The following is a 12,911-nucleotide window of genomic DNA, read 5'->3' on the forward strand; positions in this document are numbered from 1 at the left end:
TTTTCCCTGTCCAGCGCGATTTTGCCGCTCAAATTCAATGGCTTTGGTCGGCCTGGGAGGCTGGCCGCGCAAACTTTCGGGAAGGATGACCGTCATGGCCGGTGCTCAGGAATATGCGAAGTTCAAATGGGATGACCCGTTCCTCCTCGACGAGCTGCTCACCGACGACGAGCGCATGATCCGCGATACGGCCCGCGCCTATGCCCAGGACAAGCTCATGCCGCGCGTGATCGAAGCCTATCGCGAGGAGAAGACCGACCGCGGGATCTTCAACGAGATGGGCGAGCTGGGCCTCCTCGGCGTGACCCTGCCGGAGGATTACGGCTGCGCCGGCGCCTCCTATGTGGCCTACGGTCTCGTGGCCCGCGAGGTGGAGCGGGTCGATTCCGGCTACCGCTCCATGATGAGCGTGCAATCCTCCCTGGTCATGTATCCGATCTACGCCTACGGCTCCGAGGAGCAGCGGCGGAAATACCTGCCCAAGCTCGCCTCGGGCGAGTTCGTCGGGTGCTTCGGCCTGACGGAGCCGGATGCGGGCTCCGACCCGGCCGGCATGAAGACCCGCGCGGTGAAGACCGATGGCGGCTACCGCCTCATCGGCTCCAAGATGTGGATCTCCAATTCCCCCATCGCGGATGTGTTTGTGGTCTGGGCCAAGTCTGAGGCGCACGACAACCAGATCCGGGGCTTCGTGCTGGAGAAGGGCATGAAGGGCCTCTCGGCTCCGAAGATCGGCGGCAAGCTCTCGCTCCGCGCCTCGATCACCGGCGAGATCGTCATGGACAACGTCGAGGTGGGCGAGGATGCGCTGCTCCCGAACGTGTCGGGCCTGAAGGGTCCGTTCGGCTGCCTCAACCGGGCGCGCTACGGCATTTCCTGGGGTTCCCTGGGGGCTGCCGAGGATTGCTGGCACCGGGCGCGCCAGTACACGCTCGACCGCAAGCAGTTCGACCGGCCGCTCGCCGCGACCCAGCTCGTGCAGAAGAAGCTCGCCGACATGATGACTGAGATCACCCTCGGCCTTCACGCTTCGCTGCGGGTCGGCCGCCTCTTCGACGAGGGCCGGGTGGCGCCGGAGATGATCTCGCTGGTCAAGCGCAACAATTGCGGCAAGGCCCTCGATATCGCCCGCCAGGCCCGCGACATGCATGGCGGAAATGGTATCCAAGAGGAATATCATGTCATGCGCCATGCGCAGAACCTGGAAACCGTGAACACCTATGAAGGCACGCACGACGTGCACGCCCTTATTCTGGGCCGGGCGCAGACGGGCCTGCAGGCGTTCTTCTGAGAGAGGACTGGTAGCTCATGCCACTTCGGATCACCCTGGCAGGATCGACCGGCTGGGTAGGCCGGGCCCTCGTGGCGGCGATCGCCGCCGCCGACGATCTCACCCTGGTGGGGGCGGTCGGCCGCAGCGCCGCCGGCCAGGATGCGGGCGAAGCCGCGGGGCTGTCCCGCCTGGGTGTTCCGGTCAGCGCGACCCTCGAAGAGGCGCTTGCCGTACCGTCCGACGTGGTGATCGACTACACCAAGCCCGGAGCCGTGAAGGCGCATGCCCTTACGGCACTGACGCAGGGGCGGCATGTGGTCATCGGCACGTCCGGCCTCTCGGCCGAGGACTATGCGGAACTCGACCGCTATGCCCTGGCGGCGGAGCGCGGGGTGCTGGCGGCCGGCAATTTCTCGATCACGGCGACGCTTCTGCGCCGCTTCGCCTTGGAGGCGGCCCGCTACGTGCCGGACGTGGAGGTCATCGACTACGCGTCCGCCAAGAAGCCTGACACCCCCTCCGGCACGGCCCGGGAACTGGCGGAGCTTCTCAGCGAGGTGCGCCAGCCCGCGACGTCGAAGGCGGTTGAGGAACTGGCCGGCGTGCAGGAGACCCGCGGCGGCGCTCTGGGGGCTAGGGAGCCGGTGCAGGTCCATTCCCTGCGCATGCCGTCCTTCGTCCTGTCCTGCGAGGCGGTGTTCGGCGCGGACAACGAGCGGCTGGTGATCCGCCACGATGCGGGTTCGTCGGCAGCCCCCTATGTGGCGGGCACGCTTCTCGCCGCCCGTCGCGTTTCGTCCTTCATCGGATTGAAGCGCGGCCTCGATGCCGTGATGGATTGATGCTCATGAAGCCGCTTGAAGGCCTCAAGGTCCTGGAACTCGCGCGCATTCTGGCAGGCCCCTGGGTCGGTCAGCTTCTCGCCGATCTCGGTGCCGACGTGGTGAAGGTGGAACGGCCCGGCGCCGGGGATGACACCCGCGGCTGGGGCCCGCCCTTCGTGGAAGGCGCAGAGGGCGACCATCTCTCGGCCGCCTATTTCCATTCCTGCAATCGCGGCAAGCGCTCCATCGCGGTCGATTTCGAATCGCCCGACGGGCAGGAGCTCGTGCGCAAGCTCGCTTCTCATGCGGATGTGGTGATCGAGAACTTCAAGGTCGGTGGCCTGAAGAAATACGGGCTCGATTACGAGAGCCTCAAAGCCGTCAATCCGCGCCTCGTCTATTGCTCGATCACCGGCTTCGGCCAGAACGGCCCCTACGCCTCCCGGGCCGGCTACGACTTCATGATCCAGGGCCTCGGCGGCATCATGGACCTGACGGGAGACCCGGAAGGCGAGCCGCAGAAGATCGGCGTGGCCTATGTGGACATCTTCACCGGGGTCTATTCCGTCGTCGGCATCCTCGCTGCCCTGCGCAAGCGCGACGCCACAGGGGAGGGGGCGCATCTCGACATGGCGCTCCTCGACGTGCAGACGAGCGTGCTGGCCAATCAGGCCATGAACTACCTGGCCTCCGGCAAGGCGCCCCGGCGCATGGGCAACGCCCATCCCAACATCGTGCCCTATCAGGTGTTTCCGGTGGCCGACGGTCATGTGATCGTGGCGGTCGGCAATGACGGCCAGTTCGGCCGCTTCGTGTCGGTCCTGGGCAGGCCCGAGCTGGCGCAGGACGAGCGTTTCAGGACCAACGCGGGCCGCGTCGGCCATCGCGCCGAACTCGTGCCCGTGCTGACGGAGCTAACCCTCAAATTCACCCGCGAGGATCTCCTGGCCGCCCTGGAAAAGCAGGGGGTTCCGGCCGGGCCCATCAACACGGTGGCGGACGTCTTCGACGACCCGCAGGTGATCGCCCGGGGCATGAGGATCGACCTGCCCTCGCAGGCCGCCAGGGGCGGGTCCATCCCGTCCGTCCGCTCGCCCATCGTCATGGACGGACAGGCGATGGCGGCCAGCCGGCCTTCGCCGCGCCTCGGCGAGCATACGGACGAGGTTCTGAGCGATCCGTCCTGGATGGCTTGAGAGGGGGAAACTCTACTCGGCGATGCCCTTGACCACGACCCGGTCGATAGCCTTGACGATCCGGTCGCGGTCCTCGTCCGTGAACGGGCTGAGATTGTGCATCTCGAGATTGCTGAGGCCCTCGGTCGCAAGCCAGCCCACCAGGGCGGCGTCGAGATCGTCCGAGCTGGCCTTCAGCTGCTTCAAAGTGTTGCCAATCACCTGACGGACCGGGTCGAGGAGGCCGGGGTTCTCGGCTGTGGCGGCCATCATGCCGGTGGCGAATTCCTGCATCTTGCCGCCGCAGCAGATGTTGAGCAGAGTCTTGGTGACCACGCGCGCTTCCAGGTTGGGCCCGGGCTCGACCGTCTCCCTCAAGGCGTCCTTCTCGGAGGTGACCTGGTCGATCATGCGCTGGATCATGCCCTGCAGCAGCGCTTCCTTCGTGGGGAAATTATACAGAAGCCCACCCTTGCTGAGACCGGCCTTCTCGGCAACGGCATCCAGGGTGAGCCGGCCGGCGCCGATTTCGGCGACGAGTTCAGCCGCCGCGTCGAGGATTTTCTCGCGGGAACTCTTGCGGCCTCTGGTACAGGGAAACAGCATCTACATCTCTTGTCTTGTGCGCGGACGCACTTGCAACTAAACCGTCCAGCCGGTATATAAATTCCCTCTCACGGCATGGGCGTCAAGGTAAAGTACGCTGTTGCCGCACCCACCATAGTCGTACAGGGCTCTCAGGAATGGGCCCTAACTCTCGGAAAAAGCCTATGAAACGGCGCATTGTAGTTGCTCTCGTCTTTATTCTTGCAATCGGACTTTGCGCCGGACTGATCTGGTTCAACTTTTTCCGCGACAAGATGATCACCCAGTTCTTCGCCACCATGCAGCAGCCGCCGCAGGTGATCTCGGCCGCCAAGGTCGAGGCCAAGACCTGGACGCCGAGCATCAGCGCCATCGGCACGGCCAAGGCCGCCAACGGCGTCGAGCTGGCCTTCGAGACGGCGGGCATCGTCAGCGAGATCAAGTTCAAGGCGAACCAGAACGTTCGCCAGGGCGAGGTCCTCGTCCAACTCGACGATTCGGTCGAGCGCGCGGACATCCAGGACGTCCAGGCGAACGTCAAGACCGCCGAGAGCAGCTTCGAGCGCGCCAAGACGCTCTCGTCCCGCGGCTACGGTACGGAAGCCAACCTCGATCAGGCCAGCGCCCTGCTCGCGGCGGCGCGCTCCCGCCTCGCGCGCCTGCAGGCGACCATCGAGCAGAAGGCCCTGAAGGCGCCCTTCTCGGGCGTGATCGGCATTCCGCGCGTCGATGTCGGCCAGTACCTGCAGCCGGGAACGGTCATCGCGAGCTTCCAGGACCTGTCGTCGATGAAGGTCGATTTCACCGTGCCGGAGCAGCGCGCCGGCGAGGTCAAGCTCGGCCAGGAGATCCACCTCGGCACCACCGAGGGCAACCTGCCCTTCAAGGGGCGCGTCACCGGCAAGGATCCGCGCGTCGATCCCAAGACCCGGCTCGTCGCGGTCCAGGCCCTCGTCGAGGACAACAAGGACGGAGCCATCCTTCCCGGCCAGTTCCTCCATGTGGAGGTGATCCTGCCGGAGCAGCCCAACGTCATGACCGTGCCGCAGACGGCCGTTATCGCCAGCCTCTACGGCGATTACGTCTACACGATCGACGAGGAGCAGAAGGACGGCAAGGCGGTTCTGGTCGCCAAGCAGGTCTTCGTGAAGACCGGCCGGCGCCGCGGCGGCGCTCTCGAGATCGTCTCGGGAGTCAATGCGGGTCAGCAGGTGGTCGCCTCCGGGCAGAACAAGCTGCAGTCCGGCGCGACGGTCAAGATCGACAATACCATTGATGTGACGAAGCTCGACGCGTCCAAGCTGGCGAGCGGGCAATAGGCATAAGCCATGAGTTTCACCGAACTTTTCATCCGCCGCCCCGTCCTGTCGATGGTGGTGAGCCTCCTGATCCTGCTGCTCGGCGCGCAGGGCCTGATGAGCCTCCAGGTTCGTCAGTATCCTGAGGTCGAGGAAACCACGATCACGATCACGACGACCTATACGGGCGCCAGTGCCGATCTGATCCAGGGCTTCATCAGCACGCCCATCGCCAAGTCCGTGTCTAGCGCGGAAGGCGTGGACTATGTGACGACGCAAAGCCGCCTCGGCATCAGCACGGTGTCGGTGCGCATGCGCCTGAACACGGATCCGAACGCCGCGCTCACCGAAGTCACCGCGAAGGTGCAGCAGGTGCGCGCGCAGCTTCCCTCGGAGGCCGAGGATCCGGTGATCATGAAGGGCACGGGCCAGAGCTTCGCGCTCATGTACCTGACCTTCGGCAGCACGGAGATGAATCCGGAGCAGGTTTCCGAATTCCTCACCCGCGTGGTGCAGCCGCGCTTCGCGACGCTCGACGGCGTCGGCAATGCCGAAATCCTCGGCGGTCGCGACTTCTCCATGCGCGTCTGGCTCGACCCCGTGCGCCTGGCGGCTCGCGGCGTCACGGCGGGCGATGTCGTTCAGGCGATCAATGCCAACAACTTCCTCGCGGCGCCCGGCAAGACGCAGAGCGATTACGTAGCCTACCGGCTCGACATGCAGACGACGCTGCAGACGCCCGAGACCTTCGGCATGCTGCCGATCCGCTCGGCGGGCGACCAGGTCGTGCGCCTGCGCGACGTGGCGGATGTGGAGCTCGGCCCCAAGAGCACGGATACCATCGTCAGCTTCAACGGCAGCCAGGGCACCTTCATCGGCATCACGCCGACGCCGTCGGCCAACCCGCTGACCGTGGCGGCCGAAGTCACGAAGGCCATCAACGAGATCCGCCCGACCCTGCCGAAGGGCATGAGCGTCGAGATCGTCTACGACGCGTCTAACTTCATCTCGGCCTCCATCGAGGAAGTGTTCAAGACCATCGGCGAGGCGGCCCTCATCGTCGTGGTGGTGATCCTGCTCTTCCTGGGCTCCTTCCGCTCGGTGCTGATCCCCATCGTGACGATCCCGCTCTCGCTCATCGGCGTGTGCTTCTTCCTCTATGTGCTGGGTTATTCGATCAACCTCCTGACCCTGCTGGCAATGGTGCTCGCCATCGGTCTCGTGGTCGACGACGCCATCGTGGTGCTGGAGAACATCCACCGTCACATCGAGGAGGGGCTCAAGCCCGTCGACGCGGCCATCGTGGGCATGAAGGAGATCTTCCTTCCCATCGTGTCCATGACGGTCACGCTGGCGGCGGTGTACGCACCCATCGGGTTCACGCAGGGGTTGACCGGCTCGCTCTTCCGCGAGTTCGCCTTCACGCTCGCGGGCGCGGTGATCATCTCGGGCATCATCGCGGTGACGCTCTCGCCCATGATGTCGTCGAAGCTGCTGAAGGCGCATGGCGGCCAGGGTCGCTTCGCGGCCTTCGTGGACCGCACCTTCACGCGGCTCGAGAACTGGTATGCGCGGCGCCTGAAAGGCTCGCTGGATTATCGCGGCGTGACCCTGGTCATCGTCGCCGTCCTGCTCGGCACCACGGCGTTCCTGTTCACCAAGACCTCCTCCGAGCTCGCGCCGGAAGAGGATCAGGGCGCCTATCTCGGCATCGTCAACGTGCCGAAATACGCCACGGCCGAGTATACCCAGGCCTTCTCCAAGCAGTTCACGAAGGCGGGCGAGAAGATCCCCGAGATCGAGGACAGCTTCCTCATCGTCGGCATCGACGGCGGCGGCGGCGGCTTCTTCGGCTTCAAGCTGAAGGAGTGGAGCGAGCGCGACAAGAAGGGGGCCGCGACCAAGCAGGAGATCCAGAACCTCCTGAACGAGAACGCGGGCGTACAGGCCTTCGCCTTCGCGCCGCCGTCTCTTCCCGGTGGCGGCGACGGCCTGCCGGTCCAGTACGTGCTGCGGACCATCGGCGACTCGTCCCAGGCCTACGAGGTGGCCGAGGAGATTCGCAAGCGCGCGATGAAGTCCGGCAAGTTCATCGTGGTTCAGAACTCCATCTCCTACGAGACCCCGCGCGCCCGCATCACGGTGGACCGCGACCGGGCCGCCGCTCTTGGCGTGCCGGTCTCGGAGATCGGCAACACGCTCGGCGCCCTGGTGGGCGGCGCGCCGATCTCGAAGTTCGACCGCGACAGCCGGAGCTACGACGTGGTCAGCCAGGTCCGGCAGCAGGACCGCCTGAATCCGGAACGCCTGGCCGAGTACTATGTGCGGGCTTCCGACGGGTCCATGGTCCCGCTCTCCGCGCTCGTCAGCATCAAGACGGACGCGGCCCCGGCGGTCATCGAGCAGTTCAACCAGCTCAACTCGGCGACCGTCTCGGCGCTGCCCATGCCCGGCGTGACCACCTCTGAGGGGCTGGCGACGCTGCGCTCCATCGGCAAGGAGGTCATGCCCCAGGGCTTCTACGAGGATTATGCCGGCCAGTCGCGCCTGGAGATCCAGGAAGGAAGCTCGATCTTCCTCGCCTTCGGTCTCGCGGTCATCGTGATCTATCTGGTGCTGGCGGCGCAGTTCGAGAGCTTCCGCGATCCGTTCATCATCATGATGTCGGTGCCGCTCTCCATGTTCGGCGCCATGATCTTCCTGAATGTCGGGCTCGCGACGCTGAACATCTACACGCAGGTCGGGCTGATCACCCTCGTGGGTCTGATCACCAAGCACGGCATCCTGATGGTGGAGTTCGCCAACGATCTGAAGGAGAAGCACGGCGTCAACAAGCGAGAGGCCATCGAGGAGGCGGCGCGCGTGCGTCTTCGCCCGATCCTCATGACCACGGCCGCCATGGTGCTCGGCGTCGCGCCGCTGCTCTATGCCAGCGGCGCGGGCGCGGCGGCGCGCTTCTCCATGGGCCTCGTCATCGCCTCGGGTATGTCGATCGGCACGATCTTCACGCTCTTCGTGGTGCCGATGTTCTACACCTTCATCTCGAAGGAGACGGTGCGGGCCGGCCGGGCCGAGGATGCGCATCCCCATCGCCAGGCCCTGGCGGCCGAGTAGGGCATCCGCTCCATCGCGACAAGGAAAAGGCCGGGCAATGCCCGGCCTTTTAAGTTTCAAGACAGGAAAGGCAGGGTTCCGAAATCGTTCCCGCCTTCCTGCCTGCGATCAGTGGGCGATTTCGCCCTCGACTTCCATGAAGGGCGAGACGGACTTGAAGCCGGCCTGCTCGGCGGCCTTCTTCACGGCCTCCGCGACCTCGGTGGAGTGGACCTCGATGGTCTCGCCCGTCTTGGAATCGACGAACATGATCTTCATCGCGTTCACGTCCGGCTGGCCGTGGGAAATGACGTAGGAGTTCTGGGTCGCCAGACGGTGGACGAGACCGGCATCGCGCAGGAAGTCGAGCGCGCGATAGATCGTCACCGGGGCGAGCCGCTTCTTCTCGCTGCTGAGACGGTCGACGAGATCGTAAGCTCCGACCGGGCCGCCGCTCTGAACCAGCTCGCGATACACGCGCTCGCGAATCGGCGTGAGCCTGAGATTGTTCTGGCGGCACAGATCGTCTGCACGACGGAGGAGGTTTTCCTCTTCTTCTTTCCTGAGGGCCTTTGTGCTCATGAGCCACACTCCTGTTATTACGGAACCTACATATTTATATAGGGAAAATGTGCGGCTGACAATGTGCTATCGTTACTGGAAGGGCTTGCAGCTGTGCATATTCCGTAAAGGAATTTGGCGTTGGAGTAAAAGCACGGCCTATTATGGGGAATTGTCGTCGAAATAAAGTAACAATATAGGTCGACGTTCCTGAGGATAAGCTTTACTTGGCGCAGCTTTCGCACAGGCCGCGGATCTCGACCGTGACTTTCTCGGTGCGGAACGCATGGTCATCGCCCCAATGGGAGAGGCGCTCGCTGATATGCGGGTCCGTGAATTCCTTCACGAGGCCGCAGCTCTCGCAGATGGCGAAGGCCGCCATGTCGTGCTCGTGGTGGGGGTGCTTGCAGGCCACATAGGCGTTGAGGCTCTCGAGCCGGTGGGCGAGGCCCTTCTCGATCAGCTTGTCCAGGGACCGGTAGACCGTCGGCGGCGTGACGGCGCCCTTGGCCCGCATCTTGTCAAGGACCTCATAGGCCGAGAGCGGGTTCTGGGCGGAGCACAGAATCCGGTGCACCCGCTTCTGGGTGTCGTTCAGGTCCTCGAGGCCGTTGTGGTGATGCGTGGAAGCCATCTTGAAATCGTCTGATCCGCGTATGGGCGATGAACCTATACGTCATGATTGCGGAGGCGATTTCAAGGGAAGAGGGGTGGGGGCCGGTGAAGCCGGCCCCCTGTTCCCCGTCTAAAGATCGACCCAGGCGGCCTTGCGCTGCGACGAGCGCACCGCCGCTTCGATGAACCGCACGCCGCGCACGCCGTGCTCCACGGTCGGCACCTGGAGCGAGAAGGGGTTGGGCTCGCGGTTCTCCATCCGGGCGGCGATCTGCTCGGCCACGTCCGTGTAGAGCTGCGCGAAGCCTTCCAGATAGCCTTCCGGATGCCCGCCCGGGATGCGCGAGGCCGCGCGGGAGACATCGTCGGCCCCATAGCCGTTGCGGCGGATCGTGCGCGGCGGCTCGCCCAGGGGCGAGAAGGTGAGATAGTTGGGGTTCTCCTGATGCCATTCGAGACCGGCCTTCTCGCCGTAGATGCGGATCTTCAGGCCGTTCTCGAGCCCGGCCGCCACTTGGCTGCACCAGAGCATGCCCTTGGCGCCCGACGCGAAGCGCAGCATCATGTGCGCGTTGTCGTCGAGCCTGCGGCCCTCCACGAAGGTGTGCAGCTCCGCCGACAGGGACGTGACCTCGTCGCCTGCGATGAACTCGGCGAGGTTGAAGGCATGCGTGCCGATGTCGCCGACCGCGCCGGCGGGACCCGAGCGGGCCGGATCCGTGCGCCATTCCGCCTGCTTGCTGCCGGTCTCCTCCATGCGCGTGGCGAGCCAGTCCTGCGCGTATTCCACCTGCACGACGCGGATCGCGCCGAGCTCGCCCGCCTGCACCATGGCGCGGGCCTGCCGCACGAGCGGGTAGCCCGTGTAGTTGTGCGTCACCGCGAAGACGAGGCCGGATTCGCGCGCGAGCTTGGCGAGCTGATCCGCCTCGCGCCGCGTGGTCGTGAGCGGCTTGTCGCAGATCACGTGGATGCCCGCCTTGAGGAAGGCGCGCGCCGCCGCCGCGTGGGCGTGGTTCGGCGTCACGATGGCGACCGCATCGATGCCGTCCTTCAGCCGCCGCTCGCGGCGGGCCATCTCGTCGAAATCGCCGTAGATGCGGTCCGGCTTCAGGAGCAGATCCTCTCCGGAAGCTCTGGCCCGCTCCGGATCGGACGAGAGGGCACCCGCCACCAGTTCCCAACGGTCGTCGAGACGGGCGGCGATGCGGTGCACGGCGCCGATGAAGGCGCCGCGTCCGCCGCCGACCATGCCGAGGCGCAAGCGGCGGTTCAGCTTCTGATCCGGTGATCCTGCAATCGTCATAGGTGCCCCCTTGTCGCTTAGCCGGCGTCGATGCCGAGCATCCGGCGGTTCGCCGCCTCGTCCGTTCCGCCGGCGGCGAAATCGTCGAAGGCCTTTTCCGTCACGCGGATGATATGCGCGTTGATGAACTCGGCGCCTTCGCGCGCGCCGTCCTCGGGATGCTTCAAAGCGCATTCCCATTCCAGCACGGCCCAGGAATCGTAGTCGTACTGCGCGAGCTTGGAGAAGATGGCGTTGAAGTCCACCTGCCCGTCGCCGAGCGAGCGGAAGCGTCCGGCACGGTTGATCCAGCTCTCGTAGCCGCCATAGACGCCGACGCGCCCGGACGGGTTGAACTCCGCGTCCTTGGCGTGGAACGCCTTGATGCGCTCGTGATAGAGATCGATGAAGGCCACGTAATCGAGCTGCTGCAGCAGGAAGTGGCTCGGGTCGTAATTGATGCAGGCGCGCCGATGCTCGCCCACCGCGTCGACGAAGCGCTCGAAGGTGGCGCCGTCGTGGATGTCCTCGCCGGGGTGAATCTCGTAGCAGACGTCGCAGCCCGCATCCTCATAGGCATCGAGAATGGGTTTCCAGCGGCGCCCCAGCTCCTCGAAGGCGGTCTCGACGAGACCGGCCGGACGCTGCGGCCAGGGATACATGAAGGGCCAGGCGAGGGCGCCGGAGAAGGTGACGCTGGCATTCAGGCCCAGGCGCTTCGAGGCTTTCGCCGCCATGAGCATCTGGTTCACCGCCCATTCCTGCCTGGCCCTCGGATTGCCGCGCACCTCCGGGGCCGCGAATCCATCGAAGGCCTCGTCATAGGCGGGATGCACCGCGACGAGCTGGCCCTGCAGGTGGGTGGAGAGTTCCGTGATCTCCATCCCGTGCGAGCGCACGATGCCGGTGATCTCGTCGCAATAGGCGTCCGATTCCGCGGCCTTCTCGAGGTCGAACAGGCGCGGATCGAAGGTAGGAATCTGCACGCCCTTGTAGCCGAGGGAGGCGGCCCAGCGGCAGATCGCGTCGAGCGAGTTGAACGGAGCCTCGTCGCCTGCGAATTGCGCAAGGAAAAGGCCGGGGCCCTTCATGGTCTTCATGGGTGAACTCCCGAGGTGGCGTGGGTGAGGGTAAGAACTGGCAAGGGGAAGCCGCACGGAGATCGAGCGGCTTGCCGTTGCCTCGCCTCTCCCGGTCGAGAGAGGCGAGGGCCACGCCATCAAATTAGAACGGCGAGTTGGGGAAGTAGTGATCCTTCGCGTTGTCCTTCGTGATCAGCTGGGCGTTGAGCACGTAGGTGCCGCGCATCGGAGCGTTGCTGTAGAAATGCGCTGCGGTGACGCCCATGGCGGTGGAGATCATCGACGGCGGATAGGAGACGTCGGCCGGGATCATCTTGTCGCCGTCCATCACCTTCTTGATCATGTCCTTCATGCCGGCGCCGCCGAGGACGAACTTGATGTCCTCGCGCTTGGCCTGCCGGATCGCCTCCATGATGCCGAGCGCCATGTCGTCGTCCGAAGCCCAGACCGCGTCGATCTTCGGGTGCTTGGACAGGAAGTCCTGCATCACCTTGAAGGCGTCGTCCCGGTTCCAATTGGCGTATTGCTTGTCGATCACCTTCACGCCCGAGCCTTCGAGCGCCTTCTCGAAGTTCGACACGCGCTCCTCGTCGATCACCGTCGGAATGCCGCGGAAGACCACGACGTTGCCCTGCTTCAGGTTGTCGACGAAGTACTTGCCGGCGACGCGGCCGAATTCCGGGTTGTTGCCGGCGACGTAGATGTCCTGGATCGACGGGTCCTTGAGGCCGCGATCGACAACCGTGACGAAGGTGCCGCGCTTCTTGATCTCGCGGACCGGGTTCGTCAGCTCGTCGGAGTTGAAGGGCAGCACCACCAGCGCGTCGACCTTCTGCGAGGTCAGGTCGTCGAGGGCGTTCGCCTGGGAAGCGCCGTCCGGAGAGGTCTTCACGATGACCTTGAGGCCCGGATAGCCCTTCTCGAGCAGCTTGGCGGTTTCCTGCGCGTGGTAGACGACGCCGCCCGTCCAGCCATGGGTCGCGGCCGGGATCGAGACGCCGATCGTCACGTTCTTCTGCTGGGCCATGGCCCCGGTGGCGCCGCCGGCCATGAGGCCTGCGGCAACCGCGATCTTCAGTACCGTTGCTTTCATTTCATTCCTCCCTGAAGCATTGATTTC

The 12,911-nt window shown here is 65.0% G+C and carries 11 protein-coding genes; 5 read left to right on the forward strand and 6 right to left on the reverse strand.

Annotated features, from left to right (window positions below; genetic code table 11):
- The first annotated feature begins 94 nt into the window (after positions 1-94).
- From H0S73_RS05505 to H0S73_RS05515, 3 genes are read left to right on the forward strand one after another with little or no spacing between them, the layout of a single operon-like run.
- The gene (locus tag H0S73_RS05505; RefSeq protein WP_181051222.1) at positions 95-1,291 is read left to right on the forward strand and encodes an acyl-CoA dehydrogenase; all 1,197 of its coding nucleotides are present in this window, start codon (positions 95-97) and stop codon (positions 1,289-1,291) included.
- A 17-nt stretch (positions 1,292-1,308) separates the two neighbouring features.
- Complete coding sequence (gene dapB / locus H0S73_RS05510) at positions 1,309-2,115, forward strand: 4-hydroxy-tetrahydrodipicolinate reductase (RefSeq protein ID WP_181051223.1); 807 nt, start codon at positions 1,309-1,311, stop codon at positions 2,113-2,115.
- 5 nt (positions 2,116-2,120) lie between these two features.
- The gene (locus H0S73_RS05515) at positions 2,121-3,293 is read left to right on the forward strand and encodes a CaiB/BaiF CoA transferase family protein (protein ID WP_246388738.1); all 1,173 of its coding nucleotides are present in this window, start codon (positions 2,121-2,123) and stop codon (positions 3,291-3,293) included.
- Positions 3,294-3,305: 12 nt separating this feature from the next.
- On the opposite strand, the gene H0S73_RS05520 is transcribed toward H0S73_RS05515, so the two are convergent.
- Positions 3,306-3,878 (reverse strand): TetR/AcrR family transcriptional regulator, encoded by a 573-nt coding sequence (locus H0S73_RS05520; protein ID WP_181051225.1) that lies wholly within the window; start codon positions 3,876-3,878, stop codon positions 3,306-3,308.
- 164 nt (positions 3,879-4,042) lie between these two features.
- Between H0S73_RS05520 and H0S73_RS05525 the strand changes: the two genes are divergently transcribed.
- On the forward strand, positions 4,043-5,176 hold the full coding sequence (locus tag H0S73_RS05525) for an efflux RND transporter periplasmic adaptor subunit (protein WP_181051226.1): 1,134 nt from the start codon (positions 4,043-4,045) through the stop codon (positions 5,174-5,176).
- A gap of 9 nt (positions 5,177-5,185) precedes the next feature.
- Positions 5,186-8,269, forward strand: coding sequence for an efflux RND transporter permease subunit (locus tag H0S73_RS05530; RefSeq protein WP_181051227.1), 3,084 nt, complete (start codon positions 5,186-5,188; stop codon positions 8,267-8,269).
- A gap of 108 nt (positions 8,270-8,377) precedes the next feature.
- On the opposite strand, the gene H0S73_RS05535 is transcribed toward H0S73_RS05530, so the two are convergent.
- The 5 genes from H0S73_RS05535 to H0S73_RS05555 all read right to left on the reverse strand — a co-directional run bounded on the left by H0S73_RS05535 (position 8,378) and on the right by H0S73_RS05555 (position 12,884).
- The gene (locus H0S73_RS05535) at positions 8,378-8,830 is read right to left on the reverse strand and encodes a Fur family transcriptional regulator (protein ID WP_009763185.1); all 453 of its coding nucleotides are present in this window, start codon (positions 8,828-8,830) and stop codon (positions 8,378-8,380) included.
- Between the two features lie 202 nt (positions 8,831-9,032).
- Positions 9,033-9,443 carry a Fur family transcriptional regulator gene (locus H0S73_RS05540; RefSeq protein WP_246388739.1) on the reverse strand — a complete coding sequence of 137 codons (411 nt, stop codon included), beginning with the start codon at positions 9,441-9,443 and terminating at the stop codon, positions 9,033-9,035.
- A 111-nt stretch (positions 9,444-9,554) separates the two neighbouring features.
- Positions 9,555-10,730 carry a Gfo/Idh/MocA family protein gene (locus H0S73_RS05545; protein ID WP_181051228.1) on the reverse strand — a complete coding sequence of 392 codons (1,176 nt, stop codon included), beginning with the start codon at positions 10,728-10,730 and terminating at the stop codon, positions 9,555-9,557.
- Between the two features lie 17 nt (positions 10,731-10,747).
- A complete protein-coding gene (locus H0S73_RS05550) occupies positions 10,748-11,809 on the reverse strand; it encodes a sugar phosphate isomerase/epimerase family protein (RefSeq protein ID WP_181051229.1) in 1,062 nt (353 codons plus the stop codon).
- A 124-nt stretch (positions 11,810-11,933) separates the two neighbouring features.
- Positions 11,934-12,884, reverse strand: coding sequence for a substrate-binding domain-containing protein (locus H0S73_RS05555; RefSeq protein ID WP_181051230.1), 951 nt, complete (start codon positions 12,882-12,884; stop codon positions 11,934-11,936).
- Between the last annotated feature and the right edge of the window lie 27 nt (positions 12,885-12,911).

Origin of the sequence: Microvirga mediterraneensis, assembly GCF_013520865.1 — a bacterium.
GTDB lineage: Bacteria > Pseudomonadota > Alphaproteobacteria > Rhizobiales > Beijerinckiaceae > Microvirga > Microvirga mediterraneensis.